Source organism: Rhizobium sp. BK196 (genome assembly GCF_014193255.1).
Classification (GTDB): Bacteria; Pseudomonadota; Alphaproteobacteria; order Rhizobiales; family Rhizobiaceae; genus Rhizobium.
Map to the genome: position 1 here is coordinate 1,033,632 of NZ_JACHZB010000001.1, position 24,683 is coordinate 1,058,314.

A 24,683-nucleotide genomic window follows, 5' to 3' on the forward strand; every position below is an offset into this window, starting at 1 on the left:
GCGGAGCGTCTTCTAATTCACGTTTAACGTGAAGAGACTGCGATGTGGCTTGAAATTGCAAAGCTTTCCGGCAACAAAAATTCTGTATTTGCATCGCTTGCAATGCATATCGCCGCTTCCGCAAGCCGGTGCGCGAGCCCGAAGCTGACCTTGAAACCGCCGGTCAGGGCAATGAGATTGTGATTCTCGGGATAGGCGCCGACCATCGGATCGCGGTCGATCGCCTTGGGGCGCAATCCGGCCCAGCGCTCGATGACAGGCGCGTCACGCAGCGCGGGAACCATCTCGCGGGCGGCCTCGATCAGCGCGTCGAGCTGCTCATCGGTGGAAAAGGGATCGGCAAAGCTATTCTCGCTCGTGCTGCCGACAGCCACATGCCGGCCCTCATGCGCGACCACATAGAGGCCATCGCGAAAGATCGTCGGCAGGCCGGGATCGATATCGGCCGCAAGCAGCGCCGCCTGCCCTTTCACAGCTTGCCCGAGAGGTTTCTGCAACCGTGGCGTCAGCTTCTCCAGAAAGGGAAACGAGCGATATCCCGCGGCAAGGATGCAGCGGCTGAAAGCGATCACTCCGCCCTCGATCGCCGCCGTCCCCCGCGCCGGATGGAGTTCCGTTACCTCCGTATTCTCCAGCACCCGGACATGCCGCGCCTTGCGCAGAAAGGCTTTGAGCGCAGCGATAAGCAGACGAGGAGCGACACGGGCGGCAAGCGTATCATGCACAAAACCGCTTTCGCCGGCTGCCGCATCGATCCAGCCTTGACCTGGTGGCCGATCCAGCACATGCCAATGAAAACGCCGCTCTCCCGCTCTCCAGTGCAGCTCTGCATCTTCGGAATGGCCCGACGCGATCTTGCGCAGATGCGGCTTCGGCAACGGAATGAGCCGGCCGGAGCGTCTGTAGCCCGCCGAAAGCCCGGTCGCGTCCTCGATGGCGGCAATCTCAGCTTCCAGAGAAACCAGCGCATCGAACTGAAACTGCTTCTTTTCCGACCAGCGATCCGGCATGTGCGGCATCAGCGCGCCGAGAAGCCCGCCACTTGCTCCGCTGCCGAGTCGGCCTGTATCGACAAGCAGGGTGTTGAGGCCGCGGCGCTCGGCATGAACGGCCGCCCACAGGCCCATGATGCCGCCGCCGACGATGAGGAGATCGATCGATGATTGACCCGGGGCCGGGGCGGGATTATCGGCTTTTTCCATGACAGACATCAATCCCGATCAGATCGGCGCGGGCAAGCCGCAGCCCCTCGAATGGCGCGACGGCGATATGCCCTATTCAACCGCCTTTGGCGACCACTTTTATTGCCAGACCGACGGACGGCTGGAATGCGGCCACGTCTTCCTCGCCGGAAACGGCCTGCCAGAACGGTGGAATGGCTGCACGAGCTTTCGCATCGGCGAACTCGGCTTCGGCACCGGGCTGAATTTCTCCGAGACATGGCGGCGGTGGAAACTCTGCCGCCGGCCGGGCCAGCATCTGCATTTCATGTCCTTCGAGCTTTACCCGATGCGCCGGGAGGAGATCGACCGTGCGCTTGCCCATTGGCCGGAAATCGACCCCGAACGCCAGGCACTCGCTGCCCTCTGGCCGGATGGCCCTGACGGCATCGTCTCCCTCGACCTCGACGAACAGACGAGGCTCAGCGTCGTCTGCGGCCGCGCGCTCGAAGGCGTCACTGCGGCGGCTTCCGGTTTCGATGCCTGGTATCTCGACGGCTTCGCCCCATCGCGCAACAGCGACATGTGGTCGGAAGAACTGATGCGCCTCGTCTGCGAAAAGACCGCTCCCGGCGGAAGCTTCGCGACCTATGCCGCGGCAGGCTTCGTGCGCCGCAACCTCGCGGCGGCCGGCTTCATTGTCGAGCGGCGCAAGGGGTTTGCGGGCAAGCGGGAAATGCTCTGCGGTGTGAAAAATCAGTAGCCCGAGCGGCCCGGCTGCAATTCACTACGGCCAAGCCACTGGCGGATCTTATCCTCCAGAAGTTCGGGGCTGATTGGCTTGGACATATAATCATCCATCCCCGCATCGAGGCAAAGCTCGCGGTCGCTTTCCAGCGCATGTGCCGTCACACCGATGACAGGCACGCGATGGCCCTGCCCCTGTTCCTTCTCGCGGATCAGTTTGGTCGCCTGATGACCGTTCATGACAGGCATGGAAACGTCCATCATGATCAGCCGCGGCGTATGCCGCTCCCAGGCCTCCACCGCCTCTTGACCGTTATTGACGACGAGGAAGGAAAGCCCCGTTCCCTGCAGGATCTGCGTGAAGACGATCTGGTTGACCTCATTGTCTTCGGCAACGAGAACATCGACGAAGTCGGCCTTCCGCTTTTGCGGGATCGGCGCAGGCGCAGGCGGTGCCTGGACCTCCTTTTGCAGCCTTGCAATTTCGGCCTCGGAAGCCCGTTTGACACGGCTTGCCCGCACCAGTTCGACGACCGTATTGCGCAGCAAATTGGCGCGCGCCGGTTTCATCAGATGCGCATGGCCGTTCAACGCCGCAAATTCCTTCTCCGTGCCGGAAATATCCATCGAGGTCAGAAAGATGATCGGCAGATCCAAGAAGCGGCTGTCGGCGCGCAGACGGCGGGCTACTTCTGCGCCGTTCATGTCAGGCATATGATAGTCGAGCACGACGGCATCGACCTTGATACCGAGATCGGCGGCAGCGTTCAGAATGGCAAAACCGGTTGCCCCACCTTCCGCGGCGACCCCGTCGAAGCCCCAGAGGCTAAGCTGTTCGGTCAGGATACGACGATTGACCTCGTTATCGTCGACAACAAGGATGCGGGCACCCTGCACATTGATCGGCAGCGGTTTCGGTTCGATGCGCGCGGCAGCGACTGCGAAAGGCAGCTTGACGGTAAAGACAGAACCCTTGCCCCATTCGCTTTCGACATTGACGTAGCCGCCGAAGAGATCGACGAGACCGGCTGTGATCGCAAGGCCGAGGCCGGTCCCCTCATGCCGCCGGGTCGATGAGGCATCAACCTGCGAGAATTTGTCGAAGACCGTTTCCACCTTCTCGGGCGGAATGCCGATGCCGGTATCCTCGACGCGGATGCTGATCATGATCTCGCCGCCAGTGGATTGCTCGGAACCGATATCGACGAAAACATGGCCGCGCTCGGTGAATTTGACAGCATTGCCGACGAGATTGGTGACGATCTGGCGGAAGCGCCCGGCATCGCCGATGACGGCGGCGGGCAGATCAGGCGCGGCGCGCACCAGAAGCTCGATGTCCTTTTCTGCCGCCGGCGAAGATAAGAGCGTCGCCACATCCTCGACGGCCTCAACCAGATCGAAGGCGGCCTTGCGCAGCTTCATCTGCCCGGCGTCGATCTTCGAGAAATCGAGGATGTCGTTGATGATCGTCAAGAGCGCATTGCCCGACTTAACGATAATGTCGACGAAGGTCTTCTGGCGGGTGTCGAGATTGGTCTTGGCCAGCAGTTCCGCCATGCCGAGCACACCGTTCATCGGCGTGCGGATCTCATGGCTCATATTGGCGAGGAATTCCGACTTGGCGCGATCGGCAGCCTCGGCCCGCGACAGAAGCTGCGTCAGCTCTTCCTCGCGCTGCTTCATCTCGGTGACGTCGGTGAAGAGCGCCACCCAATGCCGCCGTTCGCTGATGGTGGCTTCCATGTTTACCCAGCGCTCACCCCCGATATGGAAGACGGTGGAGATCGGCTGGCGCGCGGCAATATTGGTACGCCATTCTTCAAGCGTTTCGGCCGCCTTGTCGCCAAAATCGCCGCGATCGGCGCAGAACTGCAAGAAATCGCCCCATTCCCTGCCCGTCTCAGTCAGTTCCGCCGGAATGCGCAGCACTTCGGCAAGCCCGTCATTGGAAAGCTTGATCGCACCGTCCTGGACGATTGCGAGCCCTTGCGACATGGCATGCGTCGCATCGCGCATCATCTCGCCGAGGCTTTCCAGGGCAGCGCGCGCCTCATGGATTTCCTGCTCGCGCTCGCGCACGGCGGAAATATCGGAATAGGTCAGCAGGATGCGGTTGCTGGAAATACGCCTGGAATCGAAAATGACGGACTTCCCGGCCGCCCAGTCGAGCTGGATCGGCTCCGGGTTTGCCGCCTCGAAAAGCCCCTTGCGGAAGGTATAGATCTCGTCCGGCGTCTGCGTGTCGCCGTAGCGGCCGAGTTCGTAATTGCGCTTGATGACATCGATGAACGGCCGCCCATCGAAACGGTCGTCGAGCGGCAGCTCCCAGATGCTGTAGAACTCGTCGTTGACATAGAGGATGGTGTGATCGTTATCGAGGATCAGCACGCCGACCGGAAGCGAGCGCAGGATGCTCTCGATTTCCTGATGTAGCGCTTCTTCCTGTTCGCGCGCCTCGATCAATTCCTTCTCGCGCGCTTTCAACGGCGTGATATCGGAGAAGGAACCGACGACATAGCGCTTGCCGTCAGGCGTGACCACCCTGTTGACGCGGGAAATCACCTGGAAGATTTCGCCGTCTGTATTCGGCAGGGCGCTTTCGACCTCCGTCAACACGCCGTTTTGCAGCGCCTCCAGGTTTTCCTGATAGATCGCCTCGCCGGCCTCCTGCCCGAACATCTCATGCTCGGTCATACCAAGCGCTTTGGAACGGGCGTGGCCGGTGAAGGTCTCGTAATATTGGTTGGCATAGACCAGCCGATGCTCCTCGTCGCGCACGAAGGCGGCGACCGGAAGATCCTCCATGATGGTCCGCAACAGGTCGCGTTCGCGCACGCTTTCATGCCAGGCAGCCTCACCCGCCTGCGCAGAATTGCTGCCATCCGGCGCATACCTGCTGCCATTGCGATAGGCGGCGTTGACGACCAGCGGCCGGCCGTCCTCGGCGAAGATGCCGATCGGATGGCCGAGTTTTTCGAGCGCCGCGCGGATGCGGCCGAGATCGGCCGCCATCGTATCGGCAACCTCCGGAATGGCGCGGCGCGGCTCGCGTGCTTCGAAAATGCCGAGCACATAGGCGCGGTCATGCGAGGGCGAAAAGCTCTCGATCAGCACCCGCTCGTGGCTGAGACCGGCCGCATCGAAGGAAATGGCGCTCTCTTCCGTACCGAACACCAGCGCGCGGCGTTCGCGGTCCTCGCGCTCCTCTTCTTCTGGACGGTCGAAGAGTTCGCGGCTGCGCCGGCCGATGAAGTCGGAAATCTCGCGGCCGAAGAAACGGGCATAGGCCTCGTTGACGGCGACATAGCGAAGTTCGCTGTTTTTGACATAGGCCGGGGTATCCAGATCAGCGATCCGGCTGCAGGCCAGCTCTAGGAGTTCCCCGGTAGAATTCAAAAATCATCACTCCCGCAATGAATGAAATATCTCTGAGAACAACTATAAGACCAAGGCCTTTAACAAGCTGTTAACCATAAACTCCACAGGCGACGAGTCCGAGCCAGCTTATGAATTTGAGGAACAAAGTGGCGACAAAGGCTTGCACGAAGCTGAAATGGTCAGAAGCTCACGAGGGAAACGCCGCCAGGCAGTTCGGGTAGGCAAGAAATATGAAGAAAATTTAATCCCGCCGCGGCTTGCGCGACCATTAACGCGCCGTGATCGCAGCGGATTTTGGCGATGGCTTCAATGACGAGCCTACCACGAAAGGAATTCGACATGTCCGTTCTTCATAAGACAATGGCGGCGGGCCTGATTGCACTGACATTTGCCGGCGCCTCACTGGCAACGGCCGGGACCGCGAACGCCCGTTCCGGCGATGCTTTCTGGGGCGGCCTTGCCGGTGGCGTCGTCGGCGGCGTTGTGGGTGGGGCGATCGCCTCACGTCCCGCGTATCCGGCTTATCCCGCCTACCCTGTTTATCGCCCATATCCCGTCTACCGGACCTATTACCGTCCGTCCTATTGCCATATCGAATGGCGGCACGATGATTGGGGCAACCCCTACCGCGTCAAAGTCTGCCCTGACTAAAAAACGCATCCGGCGCCGATCGACCTCCCGGCGGCGCCGGTCCAATGCGGTGACGAGTTTCGGTACCGGAACGTTTCGTCGTTTCCATACCTGCCGAGGTCATCGTCGGCCCATCCTCTTGACTTTCGGCGTGAAATAGACCACATGGCACTCAGCTTTCACCTTCCGGCCGCCGCGTGAGCGTGCCACTGCAACAGATGCTGAAGAAGGACAGAGCGCATTCCGATAATGCCGCGACCCAAGAGCGGCAAGACGCGCTGGAAAGCTTTTTCCAACTTACAAGTTCCCATTTCACGCGGGGTTCTTGACGCCAGATTGACACCGGACCGCAATGTCGCGATCCGGCGTTTATGTTTGGCGCGCCCTAAAAGGTTATGACTTGACCAATTTTGAATCGCTCGGTGTCTCCAAGCCGGTCGTCGCCACCCTATTCCAGCTCGGCATCGAAACGCCGACGCCCATTCAGGAACAGGCTATCCCACTTCTCATCCAGGGCCGCGACCTGATCGGCCTTGCCCAGACCGGCACCGGCAAGACCGCTGCCTTCGGCCTGCCGCTCATCGAGCGCCTGCTCAAGGAAGAAAAGCGTCCCGACAACCGCTCCGTTCGCACGCTGATCCTGGCCCCGACCCGCGAACTGGTTAACCAGATCGCCGACAACCTCCGGAAATTCATCCGCAAGTCGCCGCTGCGCATCAATGTCGTCGTCGGGGGCGTCTCCATCAACAAGCAGCAGCTGCAGCTCGAAAAGGGCACCGACATCCTCGTCGCCACGCCCGGCCGCCTGCTCGACCTCTGCAACCGCAACGCCATCACGCTGACGGCCGTGCGCTACCTGGTCCTCGACGAAGCCGACCAGATGCTCGACCTCGGCTTCGTGCATGACCTGCGCAAGATCGCCAAGATGGTGCCGAAGCGCCGCCAGACCATGCTCTTCTCGGCCACCATGCCGAAGGCGATTGCCGATCTCGCCGGCGATTATCTGACAGATCCGGTCAAGGTCGAAGTGACGCCTCCGGGCAAGGCTGCCGACAAGGTGGAACAATATGTGCACTTCGTCCCCGGCAAGAACGACAAGACGGTTCTGCTCAAGAAGTCGCTGACCGAAAACCCCGATGGCCGCGCCATCGTCTTCCTGCGCACCAAGCATGGCGCTGAAAAGCTCGCCAAGCATCTGGAGCAGGTCGGCTATTCCGTCGCCTCCATCCACGGCAACAAGAGCCAGGGCCAGCGTGAGCGTGCGCTGAAGGGCTTCCGCGACGGCGCCATCAAGACGCTGATCGCAACCGACGTCGCCGCCCGTGGCATCGATATCCCTGCCGTCAGCCATGTCTTCAACTACGACCTGCCGGAAGTGCCTGACGCCTACGTGCACCGCATCGGCCGCACGGCCCGTGCCGGCCGCGACGGCATCGCGATTGCCTTCTGCGCACCCGACGAAGCGCGCCTGCTGCGCGATATCGAAAAGCTGATGGGCATCAGCATCGCGGTGGCGAGCGGCGAACCGCCGGTTGACCTGCGCGCCTCTGCACCCCGCAGCAACAATCGCGGCCGCGGCCAGAACCAGCAGCGCGGCCACGGTGGCCGTGGTGAAGGTGGCGAGCGTCGCGAAGGTGGCCACCGAGGCGGCGAACGTCGTGAAGGCGGACGCAGCGAAACCCGCAATGGCGGCCGTCCCGGCCATGGGGACCGCCGTCCGCGTCACGATGGCGACGTCACTGAAGTACGCGCCGGTGAAGAGCGCCGCGCCCGCCCTCAGCACAACAATCGCAATCAGGATTTCCGCGGCCAGCGCCGCAACGAGCAGGCTCCGGATCTCGGCCCGGACAATGATCTGGCCTCGACCTCGGATTTCCGCCCGGCCCGCAATCAGCATCAGCGCCCGGCCCAGACGGAAGCGACCGGCCATCACCGCGGCCACAAGCAGCACGTCCATGGCCGCCCGCCGCGCAATCACGGCGACCAGCAGCCGCAGGGCGAACAGCGCCGCGAGGGCAATGGCGGTCTGCGCCGCAAGGGCCGCAATGGCGGCGGCCCGCGTCGCGAACGCGCTTAAGCTAACGATATTAGTAGGGCCGGAGCGATCCGGCCCTTTTCTTTTGGCCGTCCTTCGGTCGCCGGCGCGGACGAGTTTGATCCGTCGCCCGAGCAGGAAATAATCACCTGCTCATCTTTTGTGCGCCGACAGCGAATTAACGCAGGGCGGCCTCCCGCCCCATCCCGATAAATGCCCAGTTTTTGACCCGTCTTTTGCATCGCAGAAGATTTTATGAATCTTCCATGCGAACTGTGCATGGTTCTTGCATTGCCTTTTGCGTTGTATTCAAATGAACAAAAAAGGGGAGCCACACCTTTGGCATTTGATGAAATGATCACCGGAGACGAAAGTCCCCGAGCGCCATATGAAAAATACTTTGAGTGGTACAACAGCCAAGACCGGGCACACCTGATTTCAAAGTCCCGCGACGCTGAAAACATCTTCCGCAAAACCGGCATCACCTTCGCGGTTTACGGCCACGCCGACAGTTCCGAAAAACTCATCCCCTTCGATATCATCCCACGCATCATCTCCGCCCGCGAATGGCGCAAGCTTGCCCAGGGCATCGAGCAGCGGGTGATCGCGCTGAACGCCTTCCTCGACGATATCTACCACAAGCAGGAAATCATCCGCGCCGGCCGCATCCCGCGCGAACTGATCGAGAAAAATGTTGCCTTCCTGCCCGAGATGATCGGCTTCCGGCCGCCCGGCGGCGTCTACACTCATATCGTCGGCACCGATATCGTACGAACAGGTGAAGACCAGTTCTATGTGCTGGAGGATAATGCCCGCACGCCGTCAGGCGTCAGCTACATGCTGGAAAACCGGGAAACCATGATGCAGATGTTCCCTGAACTCTTCCACGAGAACAAGGTGCAGCGCGTCGAGGACTATCCCTATCTCCTGCGCCAGAGCTTGGCGTCGCTCGCTCCTCCCGGCTGCAAGGGCAAGCCGCGTGTCGCGGTCCTGACACCCGGTATCTATAATTCCGCCTATTACGAACATTCCTTCCTCGCCGACACGATGGGCGTCGAGCTGGTCGAAGGCTCGGATCTGCGCGTCATCGACGGCAAGGTGAAGATGCGCACGACGCGCGGTTACGAGGCGATTGACGTGCTCTACCGCCGCGTCGACGACGACTTCCTCGATCCCCTCACCTTCCGCCCGGAATCGGCCCTCGGCATTCCCGGCATCATGGATGTCTACCGCTCCGGCAACATCACAATCGCCAATGCGCCCGGCACCGGTATTTCCGATGATAAGGCGATCTATTCCTATATGCCCGAGATCGTCGAGTTCTATACCGGCCGCAAGCCTATCCTCGAGAACGTGCCGACCTGGCGCTGCTCGGAAGCCGGCAGCCTGAAATATGTGCTTGAGCATCTGGAAGAACTGGTCGTCAAGGAGGTGCATGGCTCCGGCGGCTACGGCATGCTCGTCGGCCCGACCGCGTCCAAGAAGGAACGCGCCGATTTCGCCGACAAGCTGAAAGCCAAGCCCAGCAACTACATTGCTCAGCCGACGCTGTCGCTCTCCACCGTTCCGATCCTCGTCAACAAGGGCATCGCACCCCGCCATGTCGACCTGCGCCCTTACGTGCTGGTCTCCGACAAGGTGCAGATCATTCCGGGCGGGCTCACCCGCGTGGCGCTGAAGCAGGGCTCGCTGGTCGTCAACTCCAGCCAGGGCGGCGGCACCAAAGACACCTGGGTATTGGAGGACTGATGCTCGGAAGAACTGCAAACGGGCTCTACTGGATGTTCCGGTATATCGAGCGCGCCGAAAATATCGCACGTCTTGTCGATGCCGGCCTGCGCATGTCGCTGACGCGCAGCGACGCCGGTGATGACAATTGGGATGGCGTTCTGCAGAGCGCCGGCGTGCGCGAACTTTACGACGAGAGCCATTCGAAGCTGACCGGCCCTGACGTCATCGACTACATGCTACGCGACCGTCAGAACGCGTCGAGCGTCATGTCGTGCATCGATTTCGGCCGCAACAACGCCCGCATGGTGCGCACCGCGCTGACGCGTGAGACCTGGGAAGCGACCAACGAATGCTGGATCGATCTCAAGGAGCTGTTGTCGAAAAAGCTGAAGGCGGCGGAACTGCCTGAAGTCATCGATGTCATCAAGCATCGCGCCGGCCTCATCCGCGGCGCCTTCCATGGTTCGATGCTGCGCAACGAGCTCTATAATTTCGCCCGCATCGGCACCTTCATCGAGCGCGCGGACAATACGAGCCGCATCCTCGACGTGAAATATTACGTGCTGCTGCCATCGATCTCGCAGGTCGGTTCATCGGTCGACAACGTTCAATGGGAGTCGATCCTGCGTTCGGTTTCTGCCCACCGCTCCTATAGCTGGGCTTATGACGGCGAATACCGCGCCATGAACATCGCCGACTTCCTGATCCTGAACGGGCAGATGCCGCGCTCACTTGCCTATTCCTACGAGAAGATCGTCAGCAATCTTGGCTATATCGCCAAGGACTATGGCGAGCGGCTGCCGGCGCACGATACGGCGGATGCCATCCGCACCACACTGCAGACCCTGAACATCAAGGATGTCATGGATCAGGGCCTGCATGAGTTCCTCGAGGATTTCGTCGCGCACAACAACAAGCTCGGCAATGAGATCTCCGATGGCTACCGGTTCTATGCTTAAGCGGGTCAGATCATGAGACTGAAGATCAGCCACCTCACCGAATACCGCTACGACGAACCGGCGCAGTTTTCCCTGCAGCGGCTGCGCCTGACGCCGCCGACGACCGTTGGCCAGAGCGTGATCAACTGGTCGCTGCACGTCGAAGGCGCCAAGCCCGAAGTCGAATACGACGACCAGTTCGGCAATCATGTGAACCTCGTCTCGCTGGAAGGCGAGCAGCAGGTGACCCGCATCGTCGCCGAAGGCGAAGTCGAAACGGAAGACCGCAACGGCGTGACCGGTCCCCATACCGGGTTCTGCCCGCTCTGGCTCTTCCTGCGCGAGACGCCGCTGACCAAGAGCGGCAAGCTGGTCAAGGAGCTGATCAAGGGCGTGACCGGCGAGAACGAACTCGCCCGCATGCATGCTCTGATGGCGGCAATCCACGAGGCGGTGGAGTATAAGCCCGGCACCAGCAGCACAGAGACATCGGCCGAACAGGCGCTGGAGAAGAAGACCGGCGTCTGTCAGGACCATGCCCATATTTTCGTTGCAGCCGCACGTGCCCTGGATGTTCCGGCGCGCTATGTCTCCGGCTACCTGATGATGGAAGAAAAGGTCGAGCAGGCTGCCACACATGCCTGGGCCGAGGCGCATATTCCAAGCCTCGGCTGGGTCGGCTTCGATCCCGCCAACAAGATCTGCCCCGATGACCGCTATGTCCGCACGGCCTCCGGCCTCTGCTACCGTGACGCTGCACCCGTTTCAGGCATGCGCATCGGCACGCCCGGCGAAAAGCTCTCGGTCACCGTCAAGGTCGAAAACGGCGGCCAGATTCAGAGCCAAAGCCAGAGCTGAAGCGGACGGGTTTGCCGGTCGATGAGGCGCACGGGCTCGCAGCTCCTAAGCACGGCGTTCCTTTACCGTGACAAGGTGTATCTCGGCTTTTCGAAGGCGAACTCGGATGACGCGACTGTGTCATGCGCCGAAGGTAGAACATCCGAGACGCCGTAGGCCGACGGTATGTAGACGCGGTTTCCACGTGGCTTAGGCAATAGCGCCTGGGAAGCGACCAGATACAGGATGATTGCAAGCATAGTTGTACCGATCGCAAAGAGCGGGAAAATCGGCATCTCGGATACTTCGGACTTCGTTCTCATCGAACTCTCCATTGGTTGTCCGACGAGAGATTAGCTGCGGTGAGGTCGCGCTGAGAATCATACGCAAAGGTGGAGCCACCTATACTCTGGGATACAGCTTGCCGCTGCGGCGAAGGCACGACTGGTGAACAGGCGACTACGCAAGGTGTTGCGCCTCCCGAGGCGAGCGCATTTATCGCTGATGCCTCTTCACGCATCGCTGGACCGGGTGAGACGAAGTCGCTTGGTAGCACTCTTGGTCCTTCCAGACGACATTCGCGATGGCTTGACGCCAGACCATTCCCATTCGGACCATCCGGACATAGAATTAAGGTTTATCGCGTTCGCCTCCGCCACTTTCAGACAGGTTCGTCAATGTCCATTTTCGCACGAAAATGATACGCTTGTTCAAAGGAGGTCGCGATGCGTCTGGAAAATACGAACGTTGCACGAACCACGGCCGGAACGATCACTGTGGAATTCCGTGGCGAAGGGAACGACCTGATTACTGTTCGAATGTCGGCGGAACCCGGCAGCGCAGACGAGGCGGCCATCGTCCGGGCTAAGGAAATGATGGCAGAACTTGTGGCGGCACCTTCCGACCGCATTTCGCCCTCAGCTGTTTAGAGCCTTCCCTGGTCAACGTCAGGAATCCACGATGGCTGTTCGAAGCGCAGGGCTCCTTATTTACCGTTTTGTCGATGTTGCGGTGGAAGTGCTGCTCGTCCATCCCGGCGGACCGTTCTGGAAGGGAAAGGATGAGGCCGCGTGGTCGATACCAAAGGGTCTTGTCGAAGAGGGCGAAGATGAACTTGCCGCTGCCCGCCGGGAGACTTTTGAGGAACTTGGGGTCAATGTTTCCGGCCCCTTTGAGCGGCTTGGCGAATACAAGCAGCCTGGGGGAAAACTTGTCATCGTCTGGCTGACGGAAGCCGAGAGAGGCTTCGAGCCCAGAACCGAGCTCAGTTCAACCTTTAAAATGGAATGGCCGCCCCACTCGGGAAAGACGGAGGTTTTTCCCGAAGTCGATCGTGCCGCTTGGTTTTGCGCCGAGGAGGCAGAGTTCAAAATGCACAAGGGGCAAAGACCGATCCTGCAGGATTTTTTGAAGAAAAAGGGAAAGAGGGACGCGCAGGCGCCGTAAGCCTGTCACCCTGGCCATTCTCCCGCAGGCTGATCGATGCGATACCCGTTTCAGGCTTGCGTATCCGCGCGCCGGCCGAGAAGCTGTCGCTCATCGTCAAGGTCGAAAACGGCGGCCAGATGCAGGGCCAAAGCCAGAGCCGACCAAGCGGGCGATTAGTTAACGAAACGCAGAGCGGCCTTCTGCAATTTTAAATGTATATTAAGGCAGATTCAACCGCGTGAGGCACTCTACCAAGGCTCCGCTTGGTTCTTGGATTATTCAAGTGCAGGTTTCCAATCCGGCGGTCCCGGACCGTGGAGTTCACTGGCATTTGAATGGTCGTTGATCGGAATGATCGCTTTTGTGGTCCGGCTTAAGAGCCGCGCACATTTCATCTTGCAAGGCAAGACCGGCGCGAACGCGGCAGCCTTCATCGGGGCTGCCGAGCGTCGCAAGCGAGACGCGCGGCAGAGGTTGACCATTTTGATCGCCGGGTTTGCGGTCATGTATCTGGCAATTGGCGCGCGCCTCGTTCAATACGGAACGGCAGAGCCTGTCGTCGCCGGCTCGATCCATTTCGGTGACAACGCCGTAGCCTCCCGCCCGGATATCCTGGATCGGAATGGGGAACTGCTGGCGACAGATATCAACACCGTGTCGCTCTATGCCGAGCCCCGGCGCATTGTCGATGCCGATGAGGTGGTGGAAAAGCTCGCCACGGTCCTTCACGATCTCGATTGGGGCGAAACCTATAAAAAGCTTCGGTCAGGCTCCGCATTCCAGTGGTTACGGCGACAACTCACGCCTCGACAGCAGTCCGATATACTCGCCCTCGGCTTGCCTGGAATAGGATTTCGTCCGGAGAAGCGGCGCTTCTACCCCGGCGGCGTCAGCGCCTCCCATATCGTCGGTCATGTAAACATCGACAATCTCGGCCTTGCCGGCATGGAGCGGTATATCGATCAGCAAGGATATGCCGATCTGAGAGCTGCAGGATTGACGAATGATACGCGGCTTGAGCCTGTCCGTTTGTCGATTGACGTTCGTGTTCAGCATATTGTTCGTGAAGTCGCCGCACGCGCGATGAAGGACTATCAAGCCGAGGCAGCCGGCGCTGTGATCCTTGATGTGGAAACCGGCGAGGTTATCGCCATGGCCTCGGTTCCCGATTACGATCCGAACCAGCCTTCCCGCACGCTTCCTGACGGCACTGTGGACAAGGAATATGAAAAAGGCTGGTTCAATCGGATCAGCAATGCCACCTTTGAAATGGGCTCCACCTTCAAGAGCTTCACCCTGGCGATGGGTTTGGATGCCGAGAAAATAACGTTGAACTCGGTTGTCGATGCGTCACGGCCCATCCACATGGGCGGATTTACGATCAGAGACTTCAAGGGCAAGAATCGGCCGCTCACGATCCCTGAAGTGTTTCAGTATTCATCGAATATCGGCACTGCTGCGGTTGCCGATAAGGTCGGGATCGACGGTCATCGGGAATTCCTGACGAGGCTTGGACTTCTTTCGAAAATGGAGACGGAAATGCCGGGAGTTGCGATGCCCACGCAACCCAAGACATGGAAGAAGATCAATTCCGTTACCATCTCCTTCGGTCATGGGGTCGCCACCACCCCGCTGCAAACTGCTGCCGCGGCCGCAGCTCTGATCAATGGCGGAAGCCTGATCAACCCGACCTTTCTCCCGCGCTCGAAAGACCAGGCAGCCAGCATTTCACGCGCCGTCATCAAAGAAAAAACGAGCGCTGATATGCGATACCTCTACACCTGGAACGGACTAAAGGGTTCCGGTCGTGCCGCACAGGTAGAGGGCTTCAACGTCGGCGGAAAAACCGGGACGGCGGATAAGGTGATCAACGGCCGATATGCCAGCGACATCAACTTCAACGCTTTCGTGGCGGGCTTCCCGATGGACAAGCCGAAATTCGTCGTTCTGACCATAATTGATGCTCCAAAGACCGGCGTCCACGGAGGGCGAACAGCGGCTTCCACCGCCGCCCCGATGACGAAGGAAATCATCGCTCGGACGGCCGCCTTGCTTGGCGTCACGCCTCGGTTTGGCAGTGAAGACAGCCAGGAATTGCTGGTCAACTACTGATACACCGCGGAGCTCTCGACGAACTGAAAAGGCGGAGCTCTCGCTCCGCCTTTTCAATGTTCAGTCCAGAAGAGACCGGATCAGTGGCTGTCCTTGCCGACAGCACTGCCGCGGCATCCCTTAAGGAAGTCAAGGTCGGCGCCGGTATCGGCCCCTTCGACATGCTGCTGATGCAGGAAGGCATAGCCCGAGGTCGGCAGGTCGTGGTTCGGCTGCCATTCGGCCAGACGCTTCGCCAGTTCCTCTTCGGAAATGTCGAGATGCAGGCGGCGGTTCGGCACGTCGAGCTCGATCATGTCGCCGTTCCTGACGACCGCGAGCGGGCCGCCGACAGCGGCTTCCGGCGAGGTGTGGAGTACGACTGTGCCGTAGGCGGTGCCGGACATGCGGGCGTCGGAAATGCGCACCATGTCGGTGATGCCCTTCTTGAGCACCTTCGGCGGCAGACCCATGTTGCCGACCTCGGCCATGCCCGGATAGCCCTTCGGCCCACAGTTCTTCATGACCATGACGCAGTTTTCGTCGATGTCGAGGCTGTCATCGTTGATCTTGGCCTTGTAGTCGTCGATATCCTCGAACACGACTGCTCTGCCCCGGTGCACCATCAGATGCGGCGAAGCAGCCGACGGCTTCAAGACTGCGCCCTTCGGGGCGAGGTTGCCGCGCACCACGACGATGCCGCCCGATTGCGTCAGCGCCTTTTCGGCCGGCAGGATGACGTCCTCGTTCCAGTTGACCACATCCTTGACTTCGTCCCAGACGGTTTCGCCCGACACCGTCAGCGCATCCTTGTGCAGCAGGCCGGCCTCGCCGAGGCGCTTCAGCACGACGGGGAGGCCGCCGGCATAGAAGAACTCTTCCATCAGGTACTTGCCCGACGGCATCAGGTTGACGATCGTCGGAACGTCACGGCCGCAACGGTCCCAGTCGTCGAGCGTCAGATCGATGCCGACGCGGCCGGCAATTGCCAGCAGGTGGATGACGGCATTGGTCGAACCGCCGATCGCCGCATTGGTGCGGATGGCGTTTTCGAAAGCCTGCTTCGTCAGGATATCGGAAGGCTTCAGGTCGTCCTTGACCATCTGCACGATGCGGCGGCCGGTCAGCTGCGCCATGACCTTGCGGCGGGAATCGACGCCCGGGATTGCTGCGTTGCCTGACAGCGCCATGCCGAGCGCTTCAGCCATCGACGCCATGGTGGAGGCGGTACCCATCGTGTTGCAGGTGCCGGACGAACGGCTCATCGAAGCTTCCGCCTCGAGGAACTCGGCCTGCGTCATCTCGCCGGCCTTCACCATTTCGGAGAATTTCCACAGATGCGTGCCGGAGCCGACGCGCTCGCCGCGGAAATAACCGTTCAGCATCGGACCGCCGGTGACGACGATCGACGGCAGGTCGGTGGAGGCAGCACCCATCAAGAGCGACGGCGTGGTCTTGTCGCAGCCGACGAGCAGCACACAGCCGTCCATCGGCTGGCCGCGTATCGCTTCTTCGACCGCGAGAGCGGCAAGGTTGCGGTACATCATCGCGGTCGGGCGGAAGGTGTTCTCGGATGCCGAGAAAACAGGCACTTCGAGCGGGAAGCCGCCGGCCTCCCAGACACCGGCCTTCACCTTCTCGGCGAGCTCGCGCAGGTGGCCGTTGCACGGCGTCATGTCCGACCACGTGTTGAGGATGCCGATAACCGGGCGGCCGTCGAACAGGTCGTGCGGATATCCCTGGTTCTTGAGCCAGCCGCGGTGGTAGATCACGTCACGGCTCGTGCCGCCGTACCATTCCTGCGACCTCAGCTTACGCGGCCATTCTGCTTTCTTCTTCATAATCTCTGTCCTTCAGGATATCCCCTGATCGCCTCGTACGATCAGGGCTATCGCGCTTCGTCTCAGGCCAGCGTGTAGGCCGTCTTGACGGTTGTGTAGAATTCGGCGGCGTACTTGCCCTGCTCGCGCGGGCCGTAGGACGAGCCCTTGCGGCCGCCGAAAGGAACGTGGAAATCGACGCCGGCGGTCGGCAGGTTGACCATCACCATGCCGGCCTCGGAGTTGCGCTTGAAATGTGTCGCGTGTTTCAGGCTGGTCGTGGCAATGCCCGAGGACAGGCCGAACGGCGTGTCGTTGGCCGTTGCCAGCGCCTCGTCGTAATCCTTGACCCGGATGACGGAAACGACAGGTCCGAAGATCTCTTCGCGCGAGATGCGCATCTGATTGGTCGCGTCGGTAAACAGTGTCGGCTGCAGATAGAAACCGGGCGTGTCGCGGGAGATCACCTCGCCGCCGAAGGCGAGCTTGGCGCCCTCCTTCTTGCCGATCTCGATATAGTCAGTGTCGGTCTTCAGCTGCCGCTCGTCGACAACAGGGCCGATATGGGTGCCTGCCTTCAGAGCGTTGTCGACGACGAGCGTCTTCAGCTTTTCCGTGAGCGCGGCGACGAACTTGTCGTGGATGCCCTCGGTGACGATCAGCCGCGACGATGCCGTGCAGCGCTGGCCGGTGGAGAAGAAGCCGGAATTGGCGGCCGCCTCGACGGCGACATTGAGATCGGCGTCATCAAGCACGACCATCGGGTTCTTGCCGCCCATTTCGAGCTGGAACTTGCGGTTATGCTCGACGGAGGCGGCGGCGACGCGTTTTCCCGTACCGGTGGAGCCGGTAAAGGTGATGCCGGCAACATCCGGGCTGTCGAGTATCGTCTGGCCGACGATCGAGCCCTTGCCCATGACGAGGTTCAGCACGCCCTTCGGCAAGCCGGCGCGATGCAGGATATCGACGATCGCCCAGGAACAGGCAGGCACCAGCTCGGCCGGTTTGAAGACGACCGTGTTGCCGTAGCAGAGCGCCGGCGCGATCTTCCAGGCGGGAATGGCGATCGGAAAATTCCAGGGCGTGATGATGCCGATGACGCCGAGCCCCTCGCGGGTGATCTCGACCCCGATGTTCGGGCGCACGGACGGAATGACTTCGCCCGCCAGGCGCAGCGCCTCGCCGGCGAAGAATTCGAATATCTGCGAAGCGCGGATCGTTTCGCCGATCGCCTCAGGCAGCGTCTTGCCTTCTTCACGCGCAAGCAGAGCGCCAAGCTCGTCCTTGCGCGCCATGATTTCGTCGCCGGCCTTCTTCAGGATGACATGCCGTTCCCAGATGCCGGAACGCGACCAGGCCGGAAAGGCAGCCTTGGCGGCAGCGATCGCCGCCTTGGTATCGTCGACGCTCGCCTGAGCATAGAGGCCGACGACCTCGTTCGTATCGGACGGGTTGATGTTCTCGACGCCATTTGCGCCGGTCCATTCGCCGGCGATGAGATTCTGATGGACGGTCATGGCCTTGGAGCCTCCTCTATGACAAATGACCGGCGGCTTTCCTGGCGGCCGGCCCCTTGAGATCACAGTTGAAATCAGAGCTGCTTGACGGCGATCTCTTCTTCGGCAGCAACCTTCAGCGGGTTGCGCAGCGCCAGGCCGAAATCGGCGACCTCGATTTCAAAGACATCGCCCTCTTCCGCCTTGATGCCATCGGCAAAGGAAAGCGTCGCCGTACCGAACATGTGGACGTGAACGTCGCCGGGCACGCGGAACAGGCCATACTTGAAATGGTGGTATTCGAGATTGGCGAAAGTGTGGGACATGTTCGCCTCGCCGGACAGGAACGGCTTCTCGAAGATCACCTTGTCGCCGCGCTTGATGCGCGATGTGCCGCGGATATCCTCGGGCGCCGCGCCGATGCGGATTTCCGGGCCGAAGCTTGCCGGGCGCAGCTTGGAATGGGCGAGGAAGAGATAGTTGATCCGCTCGGTGACGTGGTCGGAAAACTCGTTCGACAGGGCAAAGCCGATGCGGAACGGCGTACCGTCCTTGGCGATGACGTAGATGCCGGCCATTTCCGGCTCCTCGCCGCCGTCGAGCGCGAAAGACGGCGAAACGAGCGGCGCGCCCGGAGCAGCAGCACCATAGCCGTTGCCCTTGTAGAACCATTCGGGCTGCACGCCCTTCTGGCCGGCAGCCGGCTTGCCGCCTTCGAGGCCCATTTTGAACATCTTCATGGAGTCGGTCAGCGTTTCCTCCGCCGCCTCTGATGTCTTCTTGTGCATGGAATCGCGCGTTGCAGCTGATCCCAGATGCGTCAGGCCCGTACCGGTCAGATGCAGGTGTGCTGCATCCGGATGCGTGATCGGCGGCAGGAAGCGGCCATCCGCATACGCCTTTTCCAGATCGACGGTTTCGCCGTATCCATGAGCCTCGATAACGGAGACGAGGGACTTGCCGCCATTTGCGGCTTCCATCGCCAGAGCATAGACGCTTTCAGCGCCTTTGACTGCCTTGGCGGCAGCACCCGGTTCGCGCACGGCGACGATGATCTCTCCGCTTGCGCCCTTGATCTGCGAGATAAGCACGGTCTTCATCCTTTCGTTTGGCGATGGCAAAGCTTCGCCGCTCCGGCTCCATCCGGAGCCGGAATTCAATTTTCATGTGACTGCGATACTGGGGTCGAGCCTGAACTCAGCCCTTGTTCTTGTTGTAGACGTCGAAGAACACGGCGGCGAGCAGCACCGCACCCTTGACCATCTGCTGGGAGTCGGTGCCAAGGCCGTGGATCGACATGCCGTTGTTCATGATGCCCATGATCAGAGCGCCAATGACAGCGCCGGTCACTTTGCCGACGCCGCCCTGCGCAGACGCGCCGCCGATGAAGCAGGCTGCGATCACGTCAAGCTCGAGACCGAAGCCGCCCTTGGCCGTTGCCGAGTTGAGACGCAGCGCAACGATCAGACCGGCCAGACCGGCAAGCAGACCCATATTTGCAAAGGTCAGGAACGTCAGCCTTTCGGTGTTGATACCGGAGAGCTTCGTCGCCTTCTCATTGCCGCCCATCGCATAGATGCGGCGGCCGATCGTCGTGCGGCGCGTAATGAACGCATAGGCGGCGACCAGGAACAGCATCACGACGAGGACGTTCGGGAAGCCGCGATAGATCGATAGCTGATAGCCGAGCGCCAGGATGGCGATGGTGACGATGGCGTTCTGGGCAAGGAAGAAGCCGAGTGGCTCGACATCGTTGCCATGCTTCTCATTCGACAGGCGCTTGCGCCATGCCAGGTAGAAGAGGGCTACGGCGCCGACGACGGTCAGGATGATCGAGGTCGAATTGATGCCGCCCATATCGAAAAGGTTCGGCAGGAAACCGATACTGATCAGCTGGAAAGCCGGCGGGAAAGGACCGATGCTCGTGCCGGTTCCCGATGCCGTCATCACGAACAGCGTCAGGCCGCGGAAGACCAGCATGCCGGCGAGCGTAACGATGAAGGACGGAATCTTGTGATAGGCGACGAAATAGCCCTGGATGCCGCCGACAAGCGCGCCAAGAGCAAGACAGACGATACCTGCCAGCACATAATTGGTGTGCCACTGCACCGTCATCACGCCGGCGATGGCGCCGATGAAGCCGACGACGGATCCGACTGAAAGATCGATATGACCGGCGACGATCACCAGCAGCATACCGAGCGCCATGATGACGATGAACGAGTTCTGCAGAATGATGTTCGTCAGGTTGAGCGGCTTGAAGAGAACACCGCCGGTCGAGAACTGGAAGAACACCATGATCGCGATGAGCGCGATGAACATGCCATATTCGCGGATGTTGCCACGAACATAGTCTCCGATGGAGACGACACGCCCCTGCTCGGCGATGGGTTGATTGATCGGCGTCATTGTTTCTTCTCCCCTGAGCGCATGATAGCGCGCATGATGGTTTCCTGGCTTGCTTCTCCCTTCGGCAGTTCAGCGACGAGGCGTCCTTCGTTCATCACGTAGATGCGGTCACAAGTGCCAAGCAGTTCGGGCATTTCCGATGAGATCATCAGAACGCCCTTTCCATCGGCGGCAAGCTGGTTGATGATAGTATAGATTTCGTATTTTGCGCCAACGTCGATGCCGCGCGTCGGCTCATCCAGGATCAGAACATCAGGATCGGAAAACAGCCATTTCGACAGAACCACCTTCTGCTGGTTCCCGCCGGAAAGATTGACCGCTTCCTGAAAGATGCTGGAGGAACGGATGCGCAGCTTCGAGCGATAGTCGGTCGCGACCCGTGATTCCTTGACGCTGTCGATAACGGAGGCATTCGACACCGCCTGCAGATTGGCGAGCGTCGTGTTGTGAACGATCGTCTCGCCCAGCACGAGGCCGAGATGTTTGCGGTCTTCCGTCACATAGGCGAGACCGGCGTCGATCGCCTTGCGCACGGTTGACGTATCGACCTTCTTGCCGCCGACGAAAACGTCGCCGCTGATCTTGTGACCGTAGGTCTTGCCGAAGACGCTCATGGCGAACTCGGTGCGGCCGGCGCCCATCAGCCCGGCGATGCCGACAACCTCGCCCTTGCGGACATTCAGGTTGATGTCGTGCAGGACCTGGCGGTCACGGTGCTGCTGGTGGAAGGCATTCCAGTTCTTGACTTCGAAGATCGTCTCGCCGATCGGCACCGAACGCGGCGGATAGCGGTCTTCGAGATCGCGGCCCACCATGTTCTTGATGATGATGTCTTCGCTGATCTCGTCCTTGTGACAGTCGAGCGTCTTGACGGTCATGCCGTCGCGCAGGACCGTGATCTGGTCCGCGACCTTGCGGATCTCGTTCAGCTTGTGGGAAATGATGATCGAGGTGATGCCCTGCTTGCGGAACTCCATCAAGAGGGTCAGCAGAGCGTCGGAATCTCTTTCGTTGAGCGAGGCGGTGGGCTCGTCGAGGATGAGCAGCTTGACGCTCTTCGACAGCGCCTTGGCGATCTCGACGAGCTGCTGCTTGCCGACGCCGATGTCGGTGACGAGCGTGTTCGGAGATTCCTGCAGCCCCACCTTCTTGAGCAATTGCTTCGTGCGGTTGAAGGTTTCGTCCCAGCTGATGACGCCGTTCTTGGCGTTTTCGTTGCCGAGGAAGATGTTTTCCCCGATCGACAGCAGGGGCACGAGCGCAAGCTCCTGGTGGATGATGACGATACCGATTTCTTCGGAATCCTTCAGAACCTTGAAGTGGCGCGTCTCGCCTTCATAGACGATGTCGCCTTCATAGCTCCCGGTCGGGTAGACGCCTGATAGCACTTTCATCAGGGTCGATTTTCCGGCCCCGTTTTCGCCTACCAACGCGTGAATCTCACCCTTGCGAACCCTGAGGTTCACGTTCTCCAGAGCCTTGACGCCCGGGAACGTCTTGGTGATGCTCCGCATTTCGAGGATGGTGTTGTCCATAGTCAAATTTCCAGCGCCTGCAGCCACAAAACGACCGGGCGATCATAAAATTGAAGGCCGGAACCCGCAAGCGCGGGCTCCGGCCTCCTGTTCAACTTACTTCAGCTTGTCTTCGGTGTAGTAACCGCTGTCGACGAGGATCTGCTTGTAGTTGGTCTTGTCGACGGCAACCGGCTTCAGCAGATAGGACGGAACGACCTTGACGCCGTTGTCGTAGGTCTTCGTGTCGTTGACCTCGGGTTCCTTGCCGGACATGACGGCATCGACCATGGCAACAGTGACCTTGGCGAGTTCGCGGGTGTCCTTGAAGATCGTCGAGTGCTGTTCGCCAGCGATGATCGACTTGACCGACGGGATTTCAGCGTCCTGACCGGTGACGATCGGGAGCGGCTGAGCAGCCGTGCCGTAACCGACGCCCTTCAGCGACGAGATGATGCCGATCGAGAGACCGTCATAGGGAGACAGGACGGCATCGACCTTGGCGTCGGTGTAGTTGGCCGAGAGCAGGTTGTCCATGCGGGCCTGGGCCGTTGCCGGATCCCAGCGCAGCGTGCCGACCTTGTCCATGCCGGTCTGGCCGGACTTCACGACGAGCTTGCCCGAGTCGATGTAGGGCTGCAGGACGGACATTGCGCCATCATAGAAGAAGAAGGCGTTGTTGTCGTCAGGCGAACCGCCGAAGAGTTCGATATTGAACGGACCCTTGCCATCCTTGAGGCCGAGGCCGTCGACGATGGAGTTTGCCTGCAGAACGCCGACCTGGAAGTTGTCGAAGGTGGCGTAGTAGTCGACATTGGCCGAGTCACGGATCAGGCGGTCGTAAGCGATGACCTTGATGCCTGCATCGTGGGCCTTCTGGAGAACGTCCGAAAGGGTCGTGCCGTCGATCGAAGCGATGACGAGAACCTTGGCGCCCTTCGTGACCATGTTTTCGATCTGCGAAAGCTGGTTCGGAATGTCGTCGTCTGCATACTGCAGGTCGGTCTGGTAACCGGCGGCCTGAAGCTGCTTGACGATGTTGTTGCCGTCGTCGATCCAGCGGGCCGAAGCCTTCGTCGGCATTGCGATGCCGACAGTGCCCTTGTCCGCTGCCATAGCCGGCACAACGAACGAAGCGACGCCGAAGGCAGCCGCTGCCATCAATGAGATAATGGATTTCATTTCTCTCTCCCTTGTTAATAAAGCAGCGGACGAAAAATCGCCCGCCCCGAAACTGTGGCAGGTTCCGTATTGGATAGTTACTTCAGATGGTGAGAAACGAAGTAGGTCTCCTCCACGATCTCACACGTGTTGAGTGCCAACCAGCACACGGCGGCAAACTGGTATGGATTCCTATAACTGTCAAATAGAATAACTGGTAATGTGCATAACAATTTTGGTATATCGTTAAAAAGTATTACTTTTGATGGAGCGCAGTGGGGAGGCTGCAACCATGACGATCATCCCGGAGCCATTTTCATTGGAACATGTCGACATCAACAGCGACAATTTTGGCGATGACGGCCTGTTGCGGGCAGGACTTAAGCTGAATCACCTGCGGATGATCGTCGCAATCGAAGATAGCGGGCAAATTTCGGCCGCGGCCGAAGTGCTGAACATATCCCAGCCCGCAGCGTCGCGAATGCTGTCGGATATGGAATCGATCATGAAGACGCCGCTCTATGAGCGGGTGGCCCGCGGCGTGGTGCTCACCACCTTCGGCGAAGCGCTCGCCAGGCGCGCGCGCAAGATCCTGCTGGAGCTTCGCGAGGCGAGCCGCGAGATCGGCGAATTGAAGAGCGGCAAGGGCGGCTCGGTCTTCATCGGCGCGGTCACCGCACCCGCCATGAGCCTCGTCGTTCCCGCCATCAACACGGTGCGCAAGACCTTTCCCGGCATCGAGGTCAACATCCAGGTCGAGACCAGCAACGTGCTGGCGCGCGAACTTCTCGCCGCCCGCCACGACTTCATCATCAGCCGCATTCCTGACGACCTGAACCCGCGTCCTTTCCAGGTGCGCGAGATCGGCGTCGAGAAAGCCTGCCTGATCGTGCGCAGCCGCCATCCCCTCCTGAAGAAGAGGAGCCCGAGCAGCCTGTCGGAGATCAAGGACTATGACTGGGTGTTCCAGCCGCCCGGCACGCTGCTGCGCCGCACGATCGAGGATATCTTCCTGTCGCGCGCCGTTCCGCTTCCGGGAAACATCGTCAACACCTCCTCGCTGCTGCTCACCTGCGCGATCATCTGCGAGACGGATGCAATCGCCCCCGTCGCCGTCGATGTCGCCCAGTTTCTCGCCTCGCAGAGTTCGAAAGCATCCGAAGTGCGCATCCTGCCGATCGATTTCGAGATCAACGTCAAGCCCTACAGCCTGATCACCGTCCGCGAACGTGCCCTGCCGCCGAGCGCGCGACTGCTCTACGACCTCATTCTGGCAGAGAGCGTCCGACAGGCCTCCGTCTAAATCCG

Annotated in this window: 19 protein-coding genes; 10 read left to right on the top strand and 9 right to left on the bottom strand. The window is 60.2% G+C overall.

The window, feature by feature from the left end:
* Positions 1-23 precede the first annotated feature (23 nt).
* The gene (locus tag FHT78_RS05370) at positions 24-1,202 is read right to left on the bottom strand and encodes an FAD-binding oxidoreductase (protein WP_183741339.1); all 1,179 of its coding nucleotides are present in this window, start codon (positions 1,200-1,202) and stop codon (positions 24-26) included.
* Between FHT78_RS05370 and mnmD the strand changes: the two genes are divergently transcribed.
* Positions 1,201-1,923, top strand: coding sequence for a tRNA (5-methylaminomethyl-2-thiouridine)(34)-methyltransferase MnmD (mnmD, locus tag FHT78_RS05375; RefSeq protein WP_183741341.1), 723 nt, complete (start codon positions 1,201-1,203; stop codon positions 1,921-1,923). The genes FHT78_RS05370 and mnmD overlap by 2 nt on opposite strands.
* Here mnmD and FHT78_RS05380 read toward each other — a convergent pair.
* A complete protein-coding gene (locus FHT78_RS05380) occupies positions 1,917-5,303 on the bottom strand; it encodes a response regulator (RefSeq protein ID WP_183741343.1) in 3,387 nt (1,128 codons plus the stop codon). The genes mnmD and FHT78_RS05380 overlap by 7 nt on opposite strands.
* A 161-nt stretch (positions 5,304-5,464) precedes the next feature.
* Complete coding sequence (locus FHT78_RS29120) at positions 5,465-5,626, bottom strand: hypothetical protein (protein ID WP_210289747.1); 162 nt, start codon at positions 5,624-5,626, stop codon at positions 5,465-5,467.
* Between FHT78_RS29120 and FHT78_RS05385 the strand changes: the two genes are divergently transcribed.
* The 8 genes from FHT78_RS05385 to FHT78_RS05420 all read left to right on the top strand — a co-directional run bounded on the left by FHT78_RS05385 (position 5,625) and on the right by FHT78_RS05420 (position 14,996).
* The gene (locus tag FHT78_RS05385; RefSeq protein ID WP_183741345.1) at positions 5,625-5,936 is read left to right on the top strand and encodes a hypothetical protein; all 312 of its coding nucleotides are present in this window, start codon (positions 5,625-5,627) and stop codon (positions 5,934-5,936) included. The two genes, FHT78_RS29120 and FHT78_RS05385, sit on opposite strands and share 2 nt — an antisense overlap.
* 331 nt (positions 5,937-6,267) lie before the next feature.
* Positions 6,268-7,992, top strand: a complete 1,725-nt coding sequence (locus tag FHT78_RS05390) for a DEAD/DEAH box helicase (protein ID WP_183741347.1) — start codon at positions 6,268-6,270, stop codon at positions 7,990-7,992.
* 297 nt (positions 7,993-8,289) lie between these two features.
* A complete protein-coding gene (locus FHT78_RS05395) occupies positions 8,290-9,699 on the top strand; it encodes a circularly permuted type 2 ATP-grasp protein (protein ID WP_183741349.1) in 1,410 nt (469 codons plus the stop codon).
* On the top strand, positions 9,699-10,640 hold the full coding sequence (locus tag FHT78_RS05400) for an alpha-E domain-containing protein (RefSeq protein WP_183741351.1): 942 nt from the start codon (positions 9,699-9,701) through the stop codon (positions 10,638-10,640). Before FHT78_RS05395 ends, FHT78_RS05400 begins: the two co-directional genes overlap by 1 nt.
* A 12-nt stretch (positions 10,641-10,652) precedes the next feature.
* On the top strand, positions 10,653-11,477 hold the full coding sequence (locus FHT78_RS05405; protein WP_183741353.1) for a transglutaminase family protein: 825 nt from the start codon (positions 10,653-10,655) through the stop codon (positions 11,475-11,477).
* Positions 11,478-12,181: 704 nt separating this feature from the next.
* Positions 12,182-12,385, top strand: coding sequence for a hypothetical protein (locus FHT78_RS05410; RefSeq protein ID WP_183741355.1), 204 nt, complete (start codon positions 12,182-12,184; stop codon positions 12,383-12,385).
* Between the two features lie 31 nt (positions 12,386-12,416).
* A complete protein-coding gene (locus tag FHT78_RS05415) occupies positions 12,417-12,902 on the top strand; it encodes an NUDIX domain-containing protein (protein WP_183741860.1) in 486 nt (161 codons plus the stop codon).
* A gap of 333 nt (positions 12,903-13,235) precedes the next feature.
* A complete protein-coding gene (locus tag FHT78_RS05420; protein WP_183741357.1) occupies positions 13,236-14,996 on the top strand; it encodes a penicillin-binding protein 2 in 1,761 nt (586 codons plus the stop codon).
* Positions 14,997-15,076: 80 nt separating this feature from the next.
* Here the strand turns inward: FHT78_RS05420 and araD are convergent, their stop codons facing one another.
* From araD to chvE, 6 genes are all read right to left on the bottom strand, one after another.
* The gene (araD, locus tag FHT78_RS05425; protein WP_183741359.1) at positions 15,077-16,816 is read right to left on the bottom strand and encodes an L-arabinonate dehydratase; all 1,740 of its coding nucleotides are present in this window, start codon (positions 16,814-16,816) and stop codon (positions 15,077-15,079) included.
* Positions 16,817-16,878: 62 nt separating this feature from the next.
* Entirely contained in the window at positions 16,879-18,312 is a 1,434-nt protein-coding gene (locus FHT78_RS05430; RefSeq protein WP_183741361.1) for an aldehyde dehydrogenase family protein, read from the bottom strand.
* Positions 18,313-18,386: 74 nt separating this feature from the next.
* Positions 18,387-19,382: an AraD1 family protein gene (gene araD1, locus FHT78_RS05435; RefSeq protein ID WP_183741862.1), complete on the bottom strand. Its 996-nt coding sequence runs from the start codon at positions 19,380-19,382 to the stop codon at positions 18,387-18,389.
* Positions 19,383-19,488: 106 nt separating this feature from the next.
* Entirely contained in the window at positions 19,489-20,700 is a 1,212-nt protein-coding gene (gene mmsB / locus FHT78_RS05440; protein ID WP_183741363.1) for a multiple monosaccharide ABC transporter permease, read from the bottom strand.
* On the bottom strand, positions 20,697-22,235 hold the full coding sequence (mmsA, locus tag FHT78_RS05445) for a multiple monosaccharide ABC transporter ATP-binding protein (protein WP_183741365.1): 1,539 nt from the start codon (positions 22,233-22,235) through the stop codon (positions 20,697-20,699). The genes mmsB and mmsA overlap by 4 nt, the downstream gene beginning before the upstream one ends.
* Before the next feature lie 96 nt (positions 22,236-22,331).
* Positions 22,332-23,396: a multiple monosaccharide ABC transporter substrate-binding protein gene (gene chvE / locus FHT78_RS05450; RefSeq protein ID WP_183741367.1), complete on the bottom strand. Its 1,065-nt coding sequence runs from the start codon at positions 23,394-23,396 to the stop codon at positions 22,332-22,334.
* Positions 23,397-23,667: 271 nt separating this feature from the next.
* On the opposite strand from chvE, the gene FHT78_RS05455 reads away from it, so the two are divergent.
* Positions 23,668-24,678 (top strand): LysR family transcriptional regulator, encoded by a 1,011-nt coding sequence (locus tag FHT78_RS05455; RefSeq protein ID WP_183741368.1) that lies wholly within the window; start codon positions 23,668-23,670, stop codon positions 24,676-24,678.
* Positions 24,679-24,683 lie beyond the last annotated feature (5 nt).